This window comes from Burkholderia sp. SIMBA_062 (assembly GCF_046534765.1).
GTDB classification, from domain to species: Bacteria; Pseudomonadota; Gammaproteobacteria; order Burkholderiales; family Burkholderiaceae; genus Burkholderia; species Burkholderia ambifaria.
Genome location: NZ_JAWRYD010000052.1, coordinates 1 through 18,894, shown reverse-complemented (window position 1 = coordinate 18,894; position 18,894 = coordinate 1). Strand labels below are relative to the sequence as shown.

24 protein-coding genes are annotated in these 18,894 nt (G+C 64.0%); 12 read left to right on the top strand and 12 right to left on the bottom strand.

The genetic code is table 11. The annotated features are described in order from the left end of the window. Positions 1-356 precede the first annotated feature (356 nt). The 8 genes from SB786_RS33680 to SB786_RS33645 form a co-directional block, all read right to left on the bottom strand. Positions 357-686, bottom strand: coding sequence for a hypothetical protein (locus tag SB786_RS33680; RefSeq protein WP_410731215.1), 330 nt, complete (start codon positions 684-686; stop codon positions 357-359). Positions 687-797: 111 nt separating this feature from the next. Next, a complete protein-coding gene (locus SB786_RS33675; RefSeq protein WP_410731214.1) occupies positions 798-2,246 on the bottom strand; it encodes a GDL motif peptide-associated radical SAM/SPASM maturase in 1,449 nt (482 codons plus the stop codon). 100 nt (positions 2,247-2,346) lie between these two features. Further along, a complete protein-coding gene (locus SB786_RS33670; RefSeq protein WP_410731213.1) occupies positions 2,347-2,931 on the bottom strand; it encodes a DUF1842 domain-containing protein in 585 nt (194 codons plus the stop codon). Positions 2,932-2,977: 46 nt separating this feature from the next. After that, complete coding sequence (locus SB786_RS33665; protein WP_410731212.1) at positions 2,978-3,595, bottom strand: DUF1842 domain-containing protein; 618 nt, start codon at positions 3,593-3,595, stop codon at positions 2,978-2,980. A 48-nt stretch (positions 3,596-3,643) separates the two neighbouring features. After that, positions 3,644-3,832, bottom strand: a complete 189-nt coding sequence (locus tag SB786_RS33660) for a DUF1843 domain-containing protein (RefSeq protein WP_006759580.1) — start codon at positions 3,830-3,832, stop codon at positions 3,644-3,646. A gap of 379 nt (positions 3,833-4,211) precedes the next feature. Further along, positions 4,212-6,497, bottom strand: coding sequence for a sigma 54-interacting transcriptional regulator (locus SB786_RS33655; protein ID WP_410731211.1), 2,286 nt, complete (start codon positions 6,495-6,497; stop codon positions 4,212-4,214). A 644-nt stretch (positions 6,498-7,141) separates the two neighbouring features. Beyond that, positions 7,142-8,179 (bottom strand): LysR family transcriptional regulator, encoded by a 1,038-nt coding sequence (locus tag SB786_RS33650; protein ID WP_410731210.1) that lies wholly within the window; start codon positions 8,177-8,179, stop codon positions 7,142-7,144. 81 nt (positions 8,180-8,260) lie between these two features. Then, positions 8,261-9,004 (bottom strand): SDR family oxidoreductase, encoded by a 744-nt coding sequence (locus tag SB786_RS33645; RefSeq protein ID WP_410731209.1) that lies wholly within the window; start codon positions 9,002-9,004, stop codon positions 8,261-8,263. Positions 9,005-9,207: 203 nt separating this feature from the next. On the opposite strand from SB786_RS33645, the gene SB786_RS33640 reads away from it, so the two are divergent. The 4 genes from SB786_RS33640 to SB786_RS33625 all read left to right on the top strand — a co-directional run bounded on the left by SB786_RS33640 (position 9,208) and on the right by SB786_RS33625 (position 12,613). Beyond that, on the top strand, positions 9,208-10,707 hold the full coding sequence (locus tag SB786_RS33640) for a PLP-dependent aminotransferase family protein (RefSeq protein ID WP_410731208.1): 1,500 nt from the start codon (positions 9,208-9,210) through the stop codon (positions 10,705-10,707). 337 nt (positions 10,708-11,044) lie between these two features. Next, positions 11,045-11,545 (top strand): Ohr family peroxiredoxin, encoded by a 501-nt coding sequence (locus SB786_RS33635; RefSeq protein ID WP_410731207.1) that lies wholly within the window; start codon positions 11,045-11,047, stop codon positions 11,543-11,545. Between the two features lie 179 nt (positions 11,546-11,724). Next, positions 11,725-12,204, top strand: a complete 480-nt coding sequence (locus SB786_RS33630) for a carboxymuconolactone decarboxylase family protein (RefSeq protein WP_006759573.1) — start codon at positions 11,725-11,727, stop codon at positions 12,202-12,204. A gap of 4 nt (positions 12,205-12,208) precedes the next feature. Continuing rightward, positions 12,209-12,613 (top strand): cupin domain-containing protein, encoded by a 405-nt coding sequence (locus SB786_RS33625; RefSeq protein ID WP_410731206.1) that lies wholly within the window; start codon positions 12,209-12,211, stop codon positions 12,611-12,613. Positions 12,614-12,855: 242 nt separating this feature from the next. Here SB786_RS33625 and SB786_RS33620 read toward each other — a convergent pair whose 3' ends face one another. Further along, a complete protein-coding gene (locus tag SB786_RS33620; protein WP_410731205.1) occupies positions 12,856-13,191 on the bottom strand; it encodes a hypothetical protein in 336 nt (111 codons plus the stop codon). 375 nt (positions 13,192-13,566) lie between these two features. Here SB786_RS33620 and SB786_RS33615 point away from each other — a divergent pair, with 375 nt between their 5' ends. The 8 genes from SB786_RS33615 to SB786_RS33580 all read left to right on the top strand — a co-directional run bounded on the left by SB786_RS33615 (position 13,567) and on the right by SB786_RS33580 (position 16,276). Next, positions 13,567-13,770, top strand: a complete 204-nt coding sequence (locus SB786_RS33615) for a cold-shock protein (protein WP_006754718.1) — start codon at positions 13,567-13,569, stop codon at positions 13,768-13,770. 236 nt (positions 13,771-14,006) lie between these two features. Next, positions 14,007-14,162, top strand: a complete 156-nt coding sequence (locus tag SB786_RS33610; protein ID WP_410731203.1) for a hypothetical protein — start codon at positions 14,007-14,009, stop codon at positions 14,160-14,162. Positions 14,163-14,500: 338 nt separating this feature from the next. After that, entirely contained in the window at positions 14,501-14,785 is a 285-nt protein-coding gene (locus tag SB786_RS33605) for a hypothetical protein (protein ID WP_011660698.1), read from the top strand. A gap of 46 nt (positions 14,786-14,831) precedes the next feature. Then, positions 14,832-15,041: a hypothetical protein gene (locus SB786_RS33600; protein ID WP_006759568.1), complete on the top strand. Its 210-nt coding sequence runs from the start codon at positions 14,832-14,834 to the stop codon at positions 15,039-15,041. Between the two features lie 33 nt (positions 15,042-15,074). Further along, on the top strand, positions 15,075-15,287 hold the full coding sequence (rpsU, locus tag SB786_RS33595; protein WP_006754722.1) for a 30S ribosomal protein S21: 213 nt from the start codon (positions 15,075-15,077) through the stop codon (positions 15,285-15,287). A gap of 9 nt (positions 15,288-15,296) precedes the next feature. After that, on the top strand, positions 15,297-15,503 hold the full coding sequence (locus SB786_RS33590; protein ID WP_006754723.1) for a hypothetical protein: 207 nt from the start codon (positions 15,297-15,299) through the stop codon (positions 15,501-15,503). A 47-nt stretch (positions 15,504-15,550) separates the two neighbouring features. After that, entirely contained in the window at positions 15,551-15,892 is a 342-nt protein-coding gene (locus SB786_RS33585) for a hypothetical protein (protein WP_410731202.1), read from the top strand. 99 nt (positions 15,893-15,991) lie between these two features. After that, positions 15,992-16,276 carry a hypothetical protein gene (locus SB786_RS33580; protein ID WP_006759566.1) on the top strand — a complete coding sequence of 95 codons (285 nt, stop codon included), beginning with the start codon at positions 15,992-15,994 and terminating at the stop codon, positions 16,274-16,276. Between the two features lie 108 nt (positions 16,277-16,384). Here SB786_RS33580 and SB786_RS33575 read toward each other — a convergent pair whose 3' ends face one another. The 3 genes from SB786_RS33575 to SB786_RS33565 all read right to left on the bottom strand — a co-directional run. Then, a complete protein-coding gene (locus tag SB786_RS33575; protein WP_410731201.1) occupies positions 16,385-17,437 on the bottom strand; it encodes an RNA-guided endonuclease InsQ/TnpB family protein in 1,053 nt (350 codons plus the stop codon). A gap of 358 nt (positions 17,438-17,795) precedes the next feature. Next, positions 17,796-18,488, bottom strand: a complete 693-nt coding sequence (locus tag SB786_RS33570; RefSeq protein ID WP_175679668.1) for a YoaK family protein — start codon at positions 18,486-18,488, stop codon at positions 17,796-17,798. A gap of 89 nt (positions 18,489-18,577) precedes the next feature. Continuing rightward, on the bottom strand, positions 18,578-18,894 hold a 317-nt coding region (locus SB786_RS33565), incomplete at its 5' end, for a DoxX family protein (RefSeq protein ID WP_410731200.1).

The window sequence follows — 18,894 nt, the reverse complement described above, 5'->3', positions numbered from 1 at the left end:
CCCCTGAAGCGGGATTTGCGTCATCCTGGTCGCGGATAGGGGCTGACGAAAAGGCGCCGTGGCCTGCCCGCATCACCGAATGACTCCGGCTGGACCGGAAAAACACGCGCCGTTATACGACCTGCATGCCGCTCATGCGGTCGCCGTCCGGCCTGAGGCAGCATGCGGGTCGGCCGTTCCCGGCTCGCGAGAAGATCGTCCGCCGATTCGGGCTCCGACTGACCGTTCGGCGCGCGTGGCAGATGGGGGCGTTCGCGTTGCACACCGGCACATCGGGCGATTCGACAGCAACCCGTGAAATCGAGACGACGCCCCCATTGCCTGCCGAAGTGAGTCCTGTCGGGCGACAAGCGGACTCAGGGTTTCGTCACCTGGGTTTTCGCGAGATAGGTGTACGGCCCATTCGGACTCTTTTCGGCAATGTATGCCGCACACCACCCGGCGCCCCACGGCTGCTTCGTATTGAAATTGTGACCGTTTTCGTTATCCCAGCTCCACGCCTTCGCATCGGTTGGATTGGACGGAAAGCTTCCCGAATACAGGCAGACGCGTCCTTGCTGTGCTCGAAACGGCGCATTCGTGGCCCACTTGATCCAGCAGGTTCCCTGGTATTCATACAACGACAGGTCCCAGGTGTACGTACCGACACCGGTCACCGGCGCCACTTCCGCTTGAACGTTGCTCATGAATATTCCCCATAAAGTCCGTATTGCATGACCGGTCGAACATGGTCACCGTTTTTTAAAGTGGTTGCTGGACTCCACTCGAAGGTCGACGAGATGCACGCGACGGCTCACTCAACTCAACAGTCGCTCCACTTCCTGAATCAGTGCATGACGACGCTGCGCGTCGTGTTCGTAAGCACGCTCGGCCGCCGCGATGTCCGCGCGGCAGTGCGGGCACCGCGATTCGTGCTGATGGACGTAGCTGTTACAGGCGCGGCAGACGACCAGCCTCGGCGGGACTCTGCCGACCTCCGGCGCACGCTTGCCCTTGTGTTTCCACGCGAGTTCGACGGTCTGTCCCGAGCGGGAAATGCTCGATACGGGTGTGCCGTCCGCAATGCGTTCGGTGACCAGATCGAAGCGCCCCACCGCGAACGACGCAGGCGCCGCATCCTCGATCTTCTCGATGCGCTCGCGCAGCCCCTGCTTCTTCAATTCGAGCACGCGATAGTGGCAGTAAGGATTGTTGCCGGGCTTGCCGAGCAGCGAATGCGAGGTCCATGTACAGCCGCCCCGACACACATCGGCGTAGTAGCACGTGCGACAGAACCCCCACAGGTCGTCCACCGAGCGCAGTCGGCCGAAATGGATCGCGTCGCTCGTGCGCCAGATTTCCTCCAGAGACAGATCCCGAACGTTGCCGCCCGCGAAACCGACCGTCGCGAGCGACGGGCACCCCTTGACGGTGCCGTCCGCTTCGAGCGCGATGACGGTCTGCCCGGCTGCGCATCCGGTCCAGTGCACCCGCTCGTCCCCGAAGCCGCGCCACAGATGCTCGTGAGGTCCGAAGTAGCCGATGTTGTTGCCGACATTCATCAGCAGACCGCGATCAAGCCCGCGCTTGTAGAGATCGGCGAGCAGCGGCATCAACTCGTCGAGCTGGTACGGCTGCAGCAGCAATTCGTCGTGATCGACAGCGTTCCCCATCGCGACCGTCAACTGAATCTGCCAGTGTGTCGCCCCGATCTCGATGATCGAATCCATCAACGCCGGGAGATCGCGCATCGTTGCCGAGCCGATCTGCGCGTTCACACTGACCGCGAGACCGTGTGCGCGGGCGCGCTTCAGCGTATCCACGGCCCGATCGAACGATCCCGGAACATTGCGTACCTTGTCATGGAGCGGCGCCAGGCCGTCGAGCGACACCCCGAGCCCGTTGAGGCCCGCTTCGACTGCCTGCGCGAGCCGGGCAGGCGTCAGATTGCGGCCACCTGTCTGCACCGCGCAGTACATCCCGTGCGAGCGGATTGCCTTGATGAGCTGCGCCCAGTCCTTGCGCAGGTAAGCCTCGCCTCCGATCATCGACACTTCTCGCGTACCGAGCCTGGCCAGCGCGTCGATCACTTCGAGACACTCGCCGGTCGACAGTTCGTTGGTGCGTCGGTGGCCCGCACGCGATCCGCAGTGCAGGCACTTCAGGTCGCAAGCCAGCGTGATTTCCCATACGACGTGAACCGGGACAAACCGTTGGTAGTCCTGTTCACTCAGGAAGCGAACCGGGCGCACTTGATTCTCGTCCATGTCGATGTCCTCGCGTATCGTCTATCCCGCACCAGCCACTCACGAGCCGGTCGGCGGCGACCGCCGCGAACCCCGGCAGGCGCCGCCGCCTCGCACGTGCTCAGCGCCCGGCTTCCAGCCGGGCTATCTCGGCGGTCAGGCCGGCAAGGGCTGCCTCGATACGGCCTGCATCGGCGAGCTGTTGTTCGGCCTGACGGGCGAGCGCCTTCATTCGGCCGAGATCGCCCGATTGCCTCGCCTGCTGCAGGCCGACGCCGTACAGCGGCGTGACCGGATGTCGGGGTTCGAACGGTTGCAGCGCGCCGGCCACCGTCATGATCGCGTGCTCCACTTCATGCCAGCGCTCCCCTTCGAAGAAGCGGTAGCTGGCCACCCCCGACTTCCAGTCGGCCTCGACGATGCCCTGCAGCCGGAACGTTTCGGCCTGGCCGCTGGTCGGCCCGGATGGGTTGCCCTGCAGGCTGAGGACGAGTTGCGTCTTGCCGCCGGGCGTCAGCACGATCGGGCTGAATTGGCCCCATACCTGCGCACAGAATTCGAGCGGCGGCCAGGTCGTCTGGGTAATGCGCGCCACGCCGCTGACCTTCTTGGCCGGCGTGTTGATCAGTAGCGACAGCGCGAGGACAGGTGCGCCGATAGCCGGCGTTGCGACGCGGAAATTCACGGGAAAAAGAGCGGCGGACATTGGATGGCTCCTGTAGCGAATAAGGATCGGGGCAACCGGGCCGGTTTCAGTTCCCGGCTTCCAGGCGCGCGATTTCGGTCTTCAGCGCGGCCAGCGCGGCAGCAATTTCGTCACGGCTGTCCAACTGGTGCTTCGCCGCGGCTGCGACCGTCTTCATGTGCGCGAGATCGCCGGAGGCCGCCGCTTGCTGAATCGGCGCACCGTACAAAGGCCGTGGCCCGCCGTGCGGCTCGACGATCACCGGGCCGGGCTCGAGGGGGACGAATTCCCGATCGATCCTTGCCGGCACATTCTCGACGGCGTGCCAACTGCCGTTGTCGAAAAAGCTGTACGACGCAACGCCGCTTTGCCAGTCGCTTTCCAGCACGAGATGAAGCCGGAACGTCACGATCGAATTCGAGGTCGGGCCACCGTCGTTGCCCTTCAGCGTCACCAGGATGCGCGTGTTGACCGGCGGCATCAGCGCCATATAGGTGTAGTTGCCCCAGACGTCGGCATGGAAGTCGACCGGCGGATTCACTGCCTGCCCGATCGTTGCGGTGCCAACCACACTGCCGTCGGGCGCATCCACGAGCAATGCGAGCCTGAGCGTCGGTGCGCCCGGCATTCCTGTGCCGATGACGTAGCCCGCCGGGAAAAGCCCGGTACGCGTGTTTTCTGACATTTGGTCCTCCTGCGTGGTAAACGAAACGGCGATGCGTGCGACGGCGGCTCAGGCCCGCTCGCGCCGCACGATCTCCTGCTTGAGCTTGCCGACCGCGGCAGCCAGATCCCCGTGCTGCTTCAGAACCTCTTCGGCCTGACTGAGCAGAGCCTTCATCTTTGACACATCGCCTTCCGATATGGCCTGGTGGATCGCTACGCCATAAGGCGGAATGACGTGGCCGGTTTCCCTGTTCATAACGTTCTCGCTAAAAAGGTAGTCGTGCCGATTCGCGGAATCTCCGCGAGCAAGAGATCAAGCAACCGATGTGCCAGTCGTGGATCGACAGGCCTGTGTCCGTGCGCGGTGCCGCCGCTCGACAACCGGAGGACGAATTCGTCCGGCCGTTTGCTGCGCGATGGACGAATGTGTCCATGCGCAGCGCGGTCGCTCGATCTCCCGAATGCAAGCGCGCGAAGTCGGTGCCGGGGACGCGTGCCGGCGTGTCATGTCGGAAAAGGCTTGGCGCGCGTCGACAAGGCGCCGGCATGCGCCGCTCGCCAGCGTCTCGGGGATGAAGGTGTCGCGCGCGCAATCCGCCGTGCCGCGCGCTCAGGACATCGTGTTGACGCGATCGCTACAGCAGGCCCGGATCCTGGAGCGGAGTTGCGGGAGGACGTGCGGCGACTGGCACGTGCAAGGGTCGGTCGATCGCTTCGATGATCGACGTCTGGCGCGCGGTCTGCCGCGACAAATCCGCGAGATGTCCCATCGCGGCAAGACGAGCGGGCACCGAGCCCAGCGCTAACGCCGTCGAGATCGCAATGCGCAACCCTTGCTCGGCACCGGCCATGTCACCCAGCATCGATTGCGCACGAGCCTTGAGAATCAACAACTCACCGAGATACGCACGCTCCTGTCTGCGGATCGCCTTGTCGAGCGCGTCGGAAACAAGCACTTCGCATTGCCGCGCGCGGCCCGTGCTCAACAGTATCTCGCCATGCTTCCAAGCCTTGATCGAATGGAACAGCGCACCGCCCTGCTTTTCTATTTCGTTTTCATAGCCGTCCAGCAGCGTCGCCTCGGCATCCTCGAACTCGCCGATCGCACTCAGATAGCACGCCCGGAATATCCGGACCGCGCCGCGCGAACAGGCGGGTGCTCCGGTCGCCGGTATTGCGTCGAACCCACGGGTCAGGCGCCCGAGCCGCTCGACGTCGTTGAAAAGCATCGCAAGCCACGCGGCGCCTTGCAGGTCGAGCGCTCGACCGGGCAAATCCGGCGGATCGAGTTCCGCCCGTTCGGTCAAACGGCCCATGGCATCGCGTGCGTCGTCGAGTGCGCCAGTCTGATAAGCGGCGAGACCTTCGAACGTCAATGCGAGTCCCGCGACATCGGCACCCGACACGCCAAGCCGCCGATCGGCGCGGCCGATGCCGGTCAGCCCGCCACGGGAAAGCAGCGCCAGCGCTTCCTCGCTGTCGCCGAGCCAGAACAGCGTGTTGGCCAGCGCCACGTGCGCGTCGTCGAGCATCGCCCGATCGTCCATCGCGTGCGCGCGGCGAAGCAACTCCTGCGCAGTGGCACGCGCCCGCGTGAGTTGCAGCGTCACCAGTTGCGTCATCCAGATGCCGAATCGCGCCGTGGCGAGTTCGCGCGCATCGCAAACGCCATCGCCGATCGACAATGCAGCCTCGTAACAAGCGGTCGCTTCGGGAAACTGCCAGCCATGGACGCCTCGCAGCGCAATGGCGAGCAGGCGATAGGCGCCAAACTGCAATCGACGGCTCTCGTCGGTCGGACTGGCCTTTTGCAGGAGATCGAGGCAGCGGCGCAGCAGCGCGACGGATTCGCGATACTGGATCGCGCCGGCCAGCGCTTCCGCACGCTCCAGGCACTGTCGAGCCTCCCCGTATTGCGCTTCGCGCGCCTTGAGCCGGCGCTCGACGACCTTCCGGCCGACACCGAGCAACGCGGCCGCGGCGCTCTTGTTATACGAAGTCCTCTCCAGCGCGCGGTCGATCAGCAGGCGTTCGGCCGCGGCCAGCTTGTCGCTGCCACCGAACTCGAGCAAGCGGTCCGCCAGAAGCGCACATGCCGTCGCGTCGGGCGTGTCCGTGGCCAGAAACGGCGCGAGCGTTTCGGCGTCGATCCGCGCATGCTCCGCGAACACGCTGAGCTGGCTGACGAGATTGCGCAACTGGCGAACGTTGCCCGGCCACGGATGCTCGCACATCCGCTTGATTGCTGCCGGCGTGAACGCGATCGCGCGCGTTTGCTGGGCTGCAAAATGCACGGCCAGCAGCGGGATGTCCTCGCTCCGTTGCGCGAGTCCCGGCACATTGAGGATGAAAACCGCAAGCCGGTAGAACAAGTCTTCCCTGAATCGGCCAACGCGCGCTTCTTCCAGCAGGTTTCGATGGGTGGCCGCAACGATGCGTCCGGCAAAGCGCTGGCTTGCCGATGCTCCGATCGGGCGGAACGTACGCGTTTCGAGCACGCGCAGCAGCTTGGGCTGTAGCGCAAGCGGCAGCTCGCCGATCTCGTCGAGAAAGAGCGTGCCGGCCCCGACCTGGTCGAACAGGCCGCGGTGGTCGTCGACAGCGCCCGTAAAGGCGCCGCGGACATGACCGAAGAATTCCGCTTCGATCAGATCGTGGGGAATCGCGCCGCAATTCACGTCGATAAACGGCTTGTCGCACCGCGGGCCGTTTGCGTGAAGGCGCCGCGCCACCAATTCCTTTCCGGAGCCGGTTGGTCCGACAATCAGTAGCGTATGTTCGGTCGGCGCCACCCGATCGATCATACGGACCAGTTGGCGAAATGCTGCCGACACGCCGATCAGCACCTGTGCGTCGAGCATGCCGTTGCTGTGCGCGCACCCGTCCGCGCCGCCAGCGGCCCCGTTCTGGATCCCCTTCATCGCACGACGCCCGGTAATCGCGACACGGGTGCAGGCAAGACGATGTCGAGCCGACACGTGGTGGTCTCGGCGCACGCCGCCGCGCCGCAATCGTGCAATGTGCCCGCGCTGCGGACATCTGTCCCCGGTCTTTGCATGCTCTTTCCTATACGGTCAGGCTCTAGAGCGGTTTTTTCAATTTTCTTGTTTTTAAACCCGACACCACCACGGCAGTTCACGCATCGAGCTTTCAGCTCGGTTGCGGCAATCCGTGCAACTGAATAACGGCCGTTGCTGAAAGACAGTGTAGAGGGATTTATTCGAGCGGAAATAGAAATAAATAGGGCTTGATTATATCGCGGTAAAGTCGAAAGCGGAAATAATCGCCACGTTTGTTCACTAATCTCTACCCGACTAGAGTTGCCTCACATGGCAGCGGATGTCCCATCGCATCAATCCCTCACGCGGGAATGCTGTTGCTGCATTTCTTGCGAAAAATAGCAGCCATTCCATCGTGAACATCGACACGATGTTTTTACGGGAAGGCAGAATGACGGCCGCTGCGGATCAGCCAGTCGTTTCGACTATAAAAATTCGAATATCGTAATCGGGCTGATCTTTTTATATTTTTAATCACAGTCGGACGACCGTCCGTCACGAATGCTTCAAGCCGCGAGCCCCGCCGGCGAAACCGCCTGCACATCCGGATTGAACCGGGTCATGCAATTGAGATCGAGCGCGCGAATCCGCTCGGTCATGAAGTCGACGAAGATCCGAATGCGCGTCGGAAGATGCTGCCGGCTCAGATAGCAGATGTAGTGGCCGCGATCCTCCGGCACATGCTTCGCCAGTGCGACGACGAGCTCGTTCGACGCGAGATGGTCGCGGATCTGGTAGCCCGCCATCTGCGCGATGCCCGCTCCGTTCAGCACCGCACGCAACACCAGATCCGCGTCGTTGAACGTGAGGCGCGACGTCGGCAGGTACTTTTGCATGCGGCCGTCGACATTGAATTCCCATTCGAACACGCGACCGCTCGCAAAGCGGAAATTGATGCACTCGTGCCGGTCGAGGTCGCCGATGCGCTGCGGGAGGCCATATCGCGCGACATACGACGGCGCCGCGCAGAGCGCCATCTGCATCGGAATCAGTTGGCGGGCGATGATGCTCGAGTCTTCGATGCGCCCGTTGCGGAACGACACGTCGATCCGCTCCGACACCAGGTCGATCGGCCGGTCGTCGAGCAGCAGATCGATGATGATGTCCGGGTAGGCGTGCGCGAACTGTTCCAGCAGCGGCGCGACGATCTTCCTGCCGAACCCCACAGCCGAGCTGATGCGGATGACGCCGCGCGGCGGCCCCTGCCGCAACTCCAGCATGTCGTTCATGGCTTCCACGATCTGTGCCACGCCCTGATGGCAGTTCTCGAAGAATCGCCGGCCTTCGCAAGTCAGTTCGGTCGTGCGCGTGGTGCGCTGGAACAGCCGCGTGCTCAACTGCGCCTCCAGCTTCTGCACGTTCCGGCTCACGGCCGGCCGTCCGACGCCGAGCCGTTCGGCGGCCTTGGTGAAGCTCCCCTCGCTCGCCACCGCAACGAAGGCGAGGATGCCTGCATAGCTCGCACCGAAGCTCGCGGACAGCGCATCGGCGCGACCGGTCAGGTCGCGACGAACGCCGTGCTCCGATGGTTCCGAATGATTCATTTCCGCTGCCCCCAAGAGATGCCGATCATTCCGATTGCCCGCCGCCGGGCGCCCGCGAGCCGCCGCACGTGCGAGCGCGAATCAGTTCCGGGCGAGCCACTGGTCGAGACCGATGCGGCCGAGCCGCGCGGCCCCGAGCGGCACCAGCGATTTTTCCTCGACGCGGCCGCCGTAGTAGCGGGCGTCGCGATCGGTCACCACCGCGCGCGTGTCGCCGATCGACTTCAGATAGCGCGCGACGATCTCCGCGAACGGCGCGCGATCCGGGCCCGCGATCTCGATCGTGCCGTTCTGCGGCGCGGCGAGCGCGGTCTGCGCGACGAATGCCGACACGTCTTCCGCGGCGATCGGTTGAAACAGTCCGTCGCCGATGCGGACCGTGCCGTCTGCCGTGCCGGCATCCGCGATGCCGCCGATGAATTCCATGAACTGCGTCGCGCGAACGATGGTGTACGGAACGCCCGCCGCTTCGATCGCCTGTTCCTGCGCGACCTTCGCCGCGAAATAGCCGTTCTCCGGCATGCGGTCGCAGCCGACGATCGACAGCGCGACGTGATGGCGCACGCCCGCGGCCACTTCCGCCTTGCCGAGATTGCGTGCCGCCGTGCGGAAGAAGTCCAGCACCGCCTGCGGCTCCCATGACGGCGCATTCGCCACGTCCACGACGACGTCCGCGCCCGTCAATGCGTCGGCCAGGCCTTCGCCCGTGATGGTATTGACGCCGGTGCTCGGCGACGCGGCCAGCGCCTGATGGCCGGCTTCGCCGAGCAGCGTGACGACACGCGAGCCGATCAGGCCCGAACCACCGATGACAACGATCTTCATCGCAAATCTCCTGACGAATGGATTGCATTGGACTGCTGAGGTACGCGACGGCGACGGACCCGATGAAAGGCGGTCATGACCGTCGCATTACGTGCCGCAATTGTGGAAGAATCATGTCCTATCCATAAGTGCCAAGAATCGTCGATCGGACTGGTCCATACCGCATCTGCTTCAGTCCTGTTCGCGTTACCCGAGAGACCGTGATGTCTGCGCAAACGCCCCCGCTGGCGATCGAAATCGACCGGCACCACCAGTTGCCGGTCTATCTGCAGATTTGCGAGCGGTTCAAGGCCGCGATCGCCGCCGGTCATCTGCGCCCCGGCGATCGCGTGCCGGCGCTGCGCGGCCTGGCGACGCAACTGAACACCGCGCGCGGCACGGTTGAACAGGCTTACACGATCCTGGTCGACGAGGGCTATCTGCAAATGCGCGGCGCGGCGGGCACGTTCGTCGCGCCGTCCCTGCCGGTCTCGCTGACGCAGCCGCCGCCCGTGCGCGCCGAACACGCCGACCCGCAACGTGCGTCGGTCGCATCGGACGACACTCCGCCGCCGCGGCAACCGCAGCCGATCGCCGTCGCGCTGAGCGGCGAGCCGCGCCCGCTGCAACCCGGGCTCCCCGCGCTCGACGCATTTCCGCGCAAGGTCTGGCACCGGCTCGTGTCGCTGCGTGCGCGCAGCAGCGAACGCGCACTGCTCGGCTACCCGAATCCGGCCGGTTACCGGCCGCTGCGCGAGCACATCGCCACCTATCTGACGCTGTCGCGCGGCGTCAGCTGCGTGCCGGAACAGGTGTTCGTCACCGGCGGCTACCGCGCCACGCTGGAACTCCTGCTGCGCAGCCTCGCACGGGCGGACGAGCGCGTGTGGTTCGAGGATCCCGGCTACCTGCTCGCGCGCGGTTTCCTGTCCGAGACCGGCGTCCAACTCGTCCCCGTGCCGGTGGACGCCGACGGAATCGACGTCGAACGCGGCATGCAGCTGGACGCGCGGGCACGCTTCGCGCTGGTGACGCCGTCGCATCAGAGCCCGCTCGGACATACGCTGTCGCTGTCCCGCCGCATCGCGCTGCTCGACTGGGCCGAAAAAACGTCGGGATGGATCGTCGAGGACGACTACGACAGCGAGTTTCGCTATCTCGGCCGCCCGCTTCCCGCGTTGAAGAGCCTCGACCGGCGCGATCGCGTGATCTATTGCAGTACCTTCAGCAAGGCGATGTACCCCGGCTTGCGGCTTGCCTACGCGGTCGTGCCGGAGCGCGCCGTGGAGCGCGTCGAACGCGTGGCGTGCAGCATGAATGCCGGCTCGCCGCCGCTCCTGCAGGCGGCGCTGGCCGATTTCATCGAGCAGGGGCACTTTGCCCGGCATCTGAAGCGCATGCGCGCGCTGTACGGCGAGCGCCGCATGCTGATCGTGCACGCATTGCGTCAGGCGTTCGGCGAGCGGCTGATCGTCGAATTGCCGGTGGGCGGCATCCAGTTCGCGGTGCGATTCACCGACGGGCCCGATGGACCGGTCGACGACGTCGCCGTCGCCGCACGCGCGCGCGACGCCGGGCTCGCGGTCGTGCCGCTGTCGATCTGGTATGCGAACAGCCACACGCCGCTCACGCCGCGCGGCCTCGTCATCGGGTTCGCGAACATCGTCGACGCGGACGAAGCCCAACGTCACGCAAACACGCTGCGCGCCTGCCTCGGCCGCTGACGCGCGGCCCGCTGCGGGTGGCGCGTCACAATCCCAAGGCAGTGCACGACCGGTCGCGCCACCGCAATCGTGGAAAGATCCATGCGCCACAGCGCCCGTCGCGCTCACCGTATTGGTACGGAGTGGGCAACACCATGCATCCCGAGCCGATCTGGTCCGGCGGCGCGCCTTCGCCTAGCATGCAAGCGCGCGTCGGCCATCGTTCGAACGATGGTCATGGGGTCGCCCTGCCGGCAGGGCTCGCACCCTTGCGCCGACGCGCGTCGACGCACCACGCACCGTCCGGACACGCCAGGTTCGGAACGCTCGCGTTCGCCGATTACAGACAGGGAGACGTATGGAGAACGAGAGGTTGCAACCTCCGCCGCTGACACTGCTCGACAAATACCGGGGGCGGGAATTGGCCCCGCTCTACACGACGACGGTCACCGTCTCCGGCGGCGAAGCCGGGCACGGCCGCGCTTCGGGCGTCGCGCGATCCGACGACGGCTGTCTCGTCCTCGATCTGCGGTTGCCGACCGAACTCGGTGGTCCGGGCGGCGGGACCAACCCCGAACAGCTTCTTGCCGCCGGCTACGCCGCGTGCTTTCACGGCGCGCTGAGTCTCCTCGCGCAACGCGAGCCGATCAATATTCGCGACGCCACCGTGGCCGTCGAAGTCACGTTCGGTCGTGATCCGATGGATGGCGGATATGCGCTGACCGCCAATGTCACCGTGCGCATGCCGGGTGTCGACCGGCAGGTCGCGGAACGTCTTGTCCGCGACACGGAGCGCCTGTGCCCCTATACGAAGATGGCGCGGCAGGGCATCTGCAGTGTCCTCGCCGTGTCGGCGTGACTGAATCTCGCCGACATACGTGGCGGACGATTGGTGCCGAAGCGACAACAGAGTGCGCACGTCGCCGGCACTACTGGCCCGCGAGACCCGCGATTACGATGGCTGCCAAGCGGGTCGTGCGATCAATCGCGATACGCAGGGCCGGCAGTACCCGCTTCCACAAATCAGGAGAACGGATCATGACGCAACGTATCAACTACTTTCAGCAATCACCGGAATTCACCAAAAAACTCGTCGAGCTCGACGGGTTGTTTCAAAAGACGACGATCGAAGTGCCGGTCCGCGAGCTCGTCGAAATTCGCGCATCACAACTGAACGGCTGCGCGTTCTGCGTCGACATGCACGTCAAGATGGCCCGGATCCACGGCGAGCGCGAACTGCGCATGCATCACGTCGCGATCTGGCGCGAGTCGACGCTGTTTTCGCCGCGCGAGCGCGCCGCGCTCGCATGGACCGAAGCCCTGACGCATCTTCCGTCGGATGGCGTGCCGGACGATCTCTACGAACGCGTGCGGGCCCACTATTCCGAGAAGGAGCTGTCGGATCTGACCTTCCTCGTCGGTGCGATCAACAGCTGGAACCGGCTGAATGTCGCGTTCCGCATCGTGCCCGGATCGTTCGACAAGACGTTCGGGCTCGACAAGGCCAACCTGGAGTAACGACATGAAGCGCATCATGCTCGCTCTTGCACCGCTTGCGCTGTCGCTGCTGATGCCCGTTCAGCCGGCCGCCGCCGCACCTCAAGCCACGGTTACAACGCTGACCACGGAGCCGTTGCCCGAGTATCCGGGCAAGGAGGTCGAGATGATCGTCGTGGATTATCCGCCCGGCAGCGTCGATCCCGTTCATCGTCACGACGCGCACGCATTCGTCTATGTGCTCGACGGCAGCATCGTGATGGGCCTGAACGGGGGGAAGGAGGTCACGCTTCATGCCGGCGACACGTTCCACGAAGGCCCGAAAGACATACACACGGTCGGACGAAACGCCAGCAGCACGAAGCCGGCAAGATTCGTCGTGTTCCTGATCAAGAACCAGGGTGCGCCGGTCCTCACACCCGTGAAATAGCCGGATCATCGTAGCGGCCCGGCGACGCCGGGCCCGCTCACGGGAGGCGTGAGTTCATCGCCACGGGCCGGCGCTCGGCGGGAAGCTGCGCGTCGTGCCCATCCTGGCGCGCGAGCGCCGCGGTGCCCCTTTCCACGGCACGGACCACTGCTGCCCAAATTACAGCAGCGTTTTCGATTCCGGCTCCTCCTCGACGAGCGGCACGCACCGGACGGCAATTCTCTCCTTCGCACCGACCGAACCTAATCCTCGGGCGCCGATGGAAGCGGAATCCAGTGCGTGTACCCGGACTGCGCGTCCGCCACGTCCTCGAATCGAGCGACGACCGCGAACCCTCCGTGCGTCCAGGCCAACACGTTAAGCGCCTGATCGGCATCCAGTCGTGTCGGACAGTGCTGACTCGTCCTGATCCAGTTCTGGCTTTTGCGTGCGCCCTGCCACCCCTCCCATGCAGCGGCCACCCGCGTGCCCCTGACGTAGCCGTCCTGGTCACGGACGCGGTTGACGACGTCGGCGCGATATTCGCTTGGCGTATCGCGAAACCACCATTGCTCAAACAATTCTCGTTCGGTTCTCACAGACCCCTCCCCACACAGTGTGGCGTCGAGCTCAATACGCAGCGTGAGCCGCCGCTGATTTCATCAGACGTCGAGCATTCGCTATTCCCGCGCCGCGGCTACCGTCGTCGCAGGGGCTTGTGCGTCCGCTGCACAGCCGACGCTCAAACTGGCCCGAAATCCATCAGGAACGAACCCGGACCGCGTTCCGCCCTCGACCGAAAAGGCTTGACACCGCCGCTGCCGCCGCGTACTGTCGGCCGTGAAGTATTCAAGAAGCGCGACTGCTGCTCATCATCGACCGCGAACTGCGGTATTCGTTGTCCTTTCCCTCCTTGATTATTTTCCCGCGTCCGTTTGCGGCGCATCCGTTCGTCTATTCTCAGGAGATCTAACATGGATACCGGTACTGTTAAGTGGTTCAACGACGGCAAAGGCTTTGGCTTCATCACGCCCGACAAGGGCGGCGACGATCTGTTCGCGCACTTTTCCGAAATTCGCGGCGACGGTTTCAAGACGCTGGCCGAAGGCCAGAAGGTGAGCTACGAGACCAAGAGCGGCCCCAAGGGCCTGCAGGCAGCGAACATCACCCCGCTGTAAACCGTCTCAAGCCTCGACTTCGCGCAAGGAGCGACGCGTTGGCGCCGCTCCTTGTGTCATGCATGGCCTCGCGGCGCCACCGTCTCGAGGCCAGCCCGACTGGTCCGTCCGCTTCGCAGGGAGACATTGAACCTGCGTGGGCAGATGCCCTCATGGTGCGCGTGTTCGACCGCGCATGTGTGCCCGGACCAGCCATCCTCGCAGGATCGCGCACGCGACGCAGCAGGAGAATTTCCATGACCCAATATCAGTCTCGCGGCAACAAGGCGCCTCCACGTGCCAAGCAGCCCCCGATGTTGCCCAAGCTCGGCACGGCGCTGAACTGGGTGCCGCCGAAAGAGTCCTCGATCACGAAAACGCAGCAGAAAAAGCCCACGACGTCTGCGCAATAGCGTCCACATCGCGGCTGCACAAGCAGCGGCGACTGTCGCGCAACCTGTTGCGGCGCGGGGCGGAGCCGGTCACGATCCGTCACCACGCGCCTGCCGGTTGCTGCACGTAATACGGAATAAGTTGGAGGCCCGGCGAACGATGCGCGTATGATGGGCTTATCCGAGCGATCACCCGCCCTCCGAGCGCTCCCCTTCACCACCGCGCGCTTGTTGCATCCCCCTCCGCCGCGCTGCAATTTTGTCCCTTTCACCCCCGCCGGCCCGCCCGACAATGGACGGACCTCGGCCGGACGAGTTCGACCGTGCTTTTCGCCGCGGCCGAACGACAGGAGTTTGTCATGAGCATGCATTCCTACCGTGGATTCGAGATCTATCCACTGATTTACCCGCACGTACCGGCAGCGAATGGTGCGCCGCACAACTACGATGCCGGCTTTGACGCAGCAGTCAGGATTTGTCTTCGCGGTGCGACGGATACGCAGACGCAAAGCCAGACGTACCGGCTTCGCGACAACGCGCCGTTCGGTACGGCCGGTGACGCACGTCGCGCATCGGTGCGCTATGCCGAGAACATCATCGACGACAATCGCGAAACACACGCGTTCCTATCGAACGCAGGCTGAGGCGGCTACCCAGCCGATGCGATGCATCGGCAATCTGGAGAGCAACATGGTCATTGACGAACTACTCGCATTGATCGGCCGGCACGAGGTTGCGTGGGCCGACACGATCTCGCTCGCCGGCATCGCTGATTCGGCACTGTCTCACCAGCAAGAGTTGCAAATGTACGGCGCGATACGCGCGCTATCGATCGGTGCCGGACACTCGGAATTCGAGTCCGACGAGATAGCGAGCGCCGTCATGACACGGCTCGGCTAACTTCTTATTCGAACGTTTTCAAACAGGGCAACCATGACAACCGTCACACTGAAAGTCAACGAACCGATCGATGTCGCACTGCGCCGATTCCGCCGCGACATCGAGAAAACCGGGTTGATTCGCGAGCTGCGCAGCCGCACCGGCTATGAAAAGCCCACGACGGAACGCAAGCGCAAAAAGGCCAGCGCCGTTGCCAGGCAGCGCCTGCGCGCGAAGCGCATGTTGCCCCCGCGCAAAATGTACTAGGAGCGCATCGTGTCCAACCTGCCGGCCGACGCCCCACCGTTTTTCCCGTTGACGAAATGCCAGGTGGATTTCGATCAACAGAAAGACATGGTGACGCTACTGCCGAGCTTCTATGCGTTCGGCTGTGAGTACACCAGCCGCGGCCTCCTGATCGGCCGGGACGATGCCTTCAAATTGATTGCAGCCATCGAGAAAGCGCTCAGCGTTCAAGGCTGAGCGGCCAGCGCGGACGCTTCACAAGCATCAAAAGCAGAAGACCAACCATGCGCGTCGCGACCCGGTACGTGGACTTGCTCTGTTTCCTTGTTGCCCTTCAACTGGTCACCAAAAGGAAAACGCGCGAGTGGTTGTCGCCGTTTCAGCTCGTGGAATCACTGCAGGCATGGCTTGTCGTCCATCGCGCGAAATGCGAATGGCGCGATCGTGTCTGGATAGGGCACGCGTCTCTTCAGATCGCGAAGTCCGTCCACGCGGTGGACGACCCTCCGCTCCCGGAGCGGCTTCCTGGCGTGGAAGACGACTCGACCGCCCGTCCGCGAGGCGCGATCGCCAATCGGTCGGGCCTGCGGATAAAGTGCATTCGCTACCTTCGAGAGCATGTCTGATAATGGCCGCGCGCGCACGGGGACGAACCAAAGCGGGTCGGTGAGTTTGCCGATCCGGAGTCCGATTTGCCAACGCCATCAAGAAGAAGCCACGCCGCGATGATCACTGACCCAACATCCGTACCGCACTACCTCGTCCTGCTGAGCGGCTGGCAGCCCTATGTGCTGGATATGGAGCGCGTCGTGATCCGGCGGGAAGCAAGCCGGTTGCTGCTTGCGTTTGCGCGGACGCGTGGAAAACTCGAGCGTATCGACGGTGACGAATGGAACATGTTTTCCGACGCACAAAACCTCTCGACCCTCGAGCGTGGGCAGGCGCGGTTCTACGCACTGGTAAAAGGGACCGAAACCGAGCATCAGCTGCGGTTGCTGACCGTTCTCTGACATCGGATTTCCGAGTGGAGTCCGGCGCGGTGAGATTCGACCGCGCTACCTGAATGCCGATCATCCCGTCCACTGCACGCAAGGGCGCAGCTTGACGTCCTCACCCGCCTAAAGGCAGGTGATTCCCACACCTGGCGATGCACGTCCGCATCGGAGAATGTTCAGCGCAGCGTTGGTATCTCGATCATGCTCGACACCACATTCACTACAGGCCCACTCTCTCATTCGCAGTCCCGCGATACCTTTCGGCCGCGTCGTGCTGTCTTTCGATCCACACGCCGAACAGGACTGGGTAGAACCGCTTTCGTCCACTTCCTCGAACGTGGCTCCGTGCGCGATCGCTTTGTAACGGAGCTTGTTTCGGAAGGACGACCAGGATGCGTCGTAGACGCTCTTCGCCATCCTGGTTCTGGCGAGCTTCGCAGCCGACACGTTGCCGACCGCGATGTAATCGAAGCGCCGCACCAGATCGAGCGCGAGCTTGTGCTGGAAATCGGCACGGGCATTCGCGACCTTGGCGTGCAACTTCGCGATATGCCGCCTGTGCTTTCGCGCCCGTTGAGCTTTCGCCAGTTTCTCCGCCGCGCGTCGGCCGAATCGGTCATTGGGCAGCTTCTCGCCGGTCGAAAGTGTGACGAAGTCTTTCAGGCCGAGATCGATGCCGACACCGGAATGGATCGGGCGGGCCTGAACATCCGGCATCTCAATCGCGATGTTGAGAAACCAGTTGCCCCGCGCATCCTGCGCAAAGTTGGTCCCGTCCTTGATCTTGCCTTCGGGAAGCGGTCGGCTGTGGAATACCCGAAACGTGTTACCGGCAAAACGAAACGCATCGCCTTCGCGCTTCAGGTCACGCCCCTTCAGCGGCACCCAGCCCAGCGATTTCCTGCCGCGATAGCGCAGGTAGGGCCGACGGTGCTGACTGCGCGACTTCGCGTATTGCTCGCACGTCGCGTTGATCGTGCCGGGGTGGATGCCGAGCGCCTTGCTGCTCCCCGTCGTCAGCACGTTCAGATCGAATCCCGTCGGCCATTTCTTGCTCCACTTGAGCGCGTGCTTCTGCGTGTCGTTGCAGAAGTTCCAGACGTAGTTCACCGCACGGCTCTGCTTGTTAAGCAGTCCGTTGAGCGACTTCACGCGGTAGCGGTAGACAAGGATCATGCCGGTGATCCTAACCCGTGCAAGAAGCTGCCTGTCAACAGCAATCCTTTCCTTCCCGCCATCCGCCCCGAAGGAAGTCCCCTTGGGGGAAATGGCGGGGTTTCTCGGAGCAAATTCTGATGAAACTGGTTTTGGTGGGTACTTTGTTGTGCTGTGTGATCGTCTTCCTGTTCTGGGGCAACCCGCGAGACGGCGACCGGTAGCGCATCCGTCGCCATCGTACGACCTCGAGTCGACGCATAAGAAGAGCGCCGCCGCGTATGCTCCAGCAGCGCCCCCAAACGACTCCCCCGTTCATCCCACGGAAGACCGCTTTGCGCCGACGGCACGCCGGCCGCCGCGCGGCGTGTCGGCTATCTCAGGTCCGCACGGCAGGCGCCGTGTCGTGCGCGCCGGACGTCAATGCCAGTGCCGCAAGCGCGCCAGCCGGCGCGAGCAGCGCCCAGAATCCGATGTAGCGAAAGCCGAGCGCGCCCGCCATTGCGCCCAGCGCGAACGCGACGATCGCCGGCAACATCTTGCCGAACCGGGCGCGCGCAGCCACGCGCGCGCTGTCGGCCGTGCCGGCCGACAACAAGTCGACGACATCGAGAATCGCCTGCGTGACGTTGCCCGTCATCACCGTGTTAGGCACGCTTGCGCGTGCGATCACGCGCGGATGCGCGTTCTGCACGCCCATCGCGAACGTGCCAACGATGCCGGCCACGAGCACCGGCAGGCTGTCGGACTGCGTGACGGGCGTCGCCCACACACCGGCCGCGCAGAAGCCGAGCAGCATCACGGCCTGCACCGCATACAGCGCACGCGCGCCCTGCCATGCCGGCCGCGCGGACAACGACCGCGCGATCAGGCTCGCCGCGATGACGCCGCATATGAATGCGGGAAATACGCTCAGTTTCAGCACCAGGCCCTGCCCGAACCCGGCAACGCCCGCACCGATCAGCACGAAGTTGCCCGTCACGTGTGCGGTGAACAACCCGAACAGCGAGACGAAGCTCAGCGTATCGACGAACCCGGCGACCGCGGAAAGAAGGGTGTCTTCAGATTTCAATTCGTGATGTTTGCGTAGAGGTTGGGCAACGTGGCGCCCGTGGGTTGCACGGTTGCCGCGTCGCGTTCGCGGGAGGACCGACCCGGCGCTCAGGAATTGCCGTCGCCCTCCCCGCGTTGAATATCGCCGACGATAGTGACAAGGACGAGCGCCGCAATCAAGCCCAGGTGTTCAAAAAAGCTGTTCAGCGCCATGAAATGCTCGGCGCCGGAGCGATTCCAGAAGTCGTTCGCCACGACCATCGCGACGAGCGTCAGCATCCCGAGGCTGCCCGCGCCGAGCCACGTGAAGCGGCGAAACACCACGCACAGCGAGCCGCCGATCTCGACCGCAATCGCCAGCGCCGCCCACAGCGCCGGCGGGTGCAGGCCGAAATGCGCCTGCTCCGCGACCGCATCGCCGAAGT

Excerpts from the sequence above, each read along its gene's own strand:
- SB786_RS33675 (WP_410731214.1), bottom strand. The coding sequence starts at position 2,246 with ATGGACGAGAATCAAGTGCGCCCGGTTCGCTTCCTGAGTGAACAGGAC.
- SB786_RS33640 (WP_410731208.1), top strand. The coding sequence starts at position 9,208 with ATGTCTGCGCAAACGCCCCCGCTGGCGATCGAAATCGACCGGCACCAC.
- SB786_RS33615 (WP_006754718.1), top strand. The coding sequence starts at position 13,567 with ATGGATACCGGTACTGTTAAGTGGTTCAACGACGGCAAAGGCTTTGGC.
- SB786_RS33665 (WP_410731212.1), bottom strand. The coding sequence starts at position 3,595 with ATGTCAGAAAACACGCGTACCGGGCTTTTCCCGGCGGGCTACGTCATC.
- SB786_RS33630 (WP_006759573.1), top strand. The coding sequence starts at position 11,725 with ATGACGCAACGTATCAACTACTTTCAGCAATCACCGGAATTCACCAAA.
- SB786_RS33625 (WP_410731206.1), top strand. The coding sequence starts at position 12,209 with ATGAAGCGCATCATGCTCGCTCTTGCACCGCTTGCGCTGTCGCTGCTG.
- SB786_RS33575 (WP_410731201.1), bottom strand. The coding sequence starts at position 17,437 with ATGATCCTTGTCTACCGCTACCGCGTGAAGTCGCTCAACGGACTGCTT.
- SB786_RS33600 (WP_006759568.1), top strand. The coding sequence starts at position 14,832 with ATGGTCATTGACGAACTACTCGCATTGATCGGCCGGCACGAGGTTGCG.
- SB786_RS33610 (WP_410731203.1), top strand. The coding sequence starts at position 14,007 with ATGACCCAATATCAGTCTCGCGGCAACAAGGCGCCTCCACGTGCCAAG.
- SB786_RS33580 (WP_006759566.1), top strand. The coding sequence starts at position 15,992 with ATGATCACTGACCCAACATCCGTACCGCACTACCTCGTCCTGCTGAGC.
- rpsU (WP_006754722.1), top strand. The coding sequence starts at position 15,075 with ATGACAACCGTCACACTGAAAGTCAACGAACCGATCGATGTCGCACTG.
- SB786_RS33585 (WP_410731202.1), top strand. The coding sequence starts at position 15,551 with ATGCGCGTCGCGACCCGGTACGTGGACTTGCTCTGTTTCCTTGTTGCC.
- SB786_RS33670 (WP_410731213.1), bottom strand. The coding sequence starts at position 2,931 with ATGTCCGCCGCTCTTTTTCCCGTGAATTTCCGCGTCGCAACGCCGGCT.
- SB786_RS33655 (WP_410731211.1), bottom strand. The coding sequence starts at position 6,497 with ATGAAGGGGATCCAGAACGGGGCCGCTGGCGGCGCGGACGGGTGCGCG.
- SB786_RS33660 (WP_006759580.1), bottom strand. The coding sequence starts at position 3,832 with ATGAACAGGGAAACCGGCCACGTCATTCCGCCTTATGGCGTAGCGATC.
- SB786_RS33680 (WP_410731215.1), bottom strand. The coding sequence starts at position 686 with ATGAGCAACGTTCAAGCGGAAGTGGCGCCGGTGACCGGTGTCGGTACG.
- SB786_RS33645 (WP_410731209.1), bottom strand. The coding sequence starts at position 9,004 with ATGAAGATCGTTGTCATCGGTGGTTCGGGCCTGATCGGCTCGCGTGTC.
- SB786_RS33605 (WP_011660698.1), top strand. The coding sequence starts at position 14,501 with ATGAGCATGCATTCCTACCGTGGATTCGAGATCTATCCACTGATTTAC.
- SB786_RS33635 (WP_410731207.1), top strand. The coding sequence starts at position 11,045 with ATGGAGAACGAGAGGTTGCAACCTCCGCCGCTGACACTGCTCGACAAA.
- SB786_RS33650 (WP_410731210.1), bottom strand. The coding sequence starts at position 8,179 with ATGAATCATTCGGAACCATCGGAGCACGGCGTTCGTCGCGACCTGACC.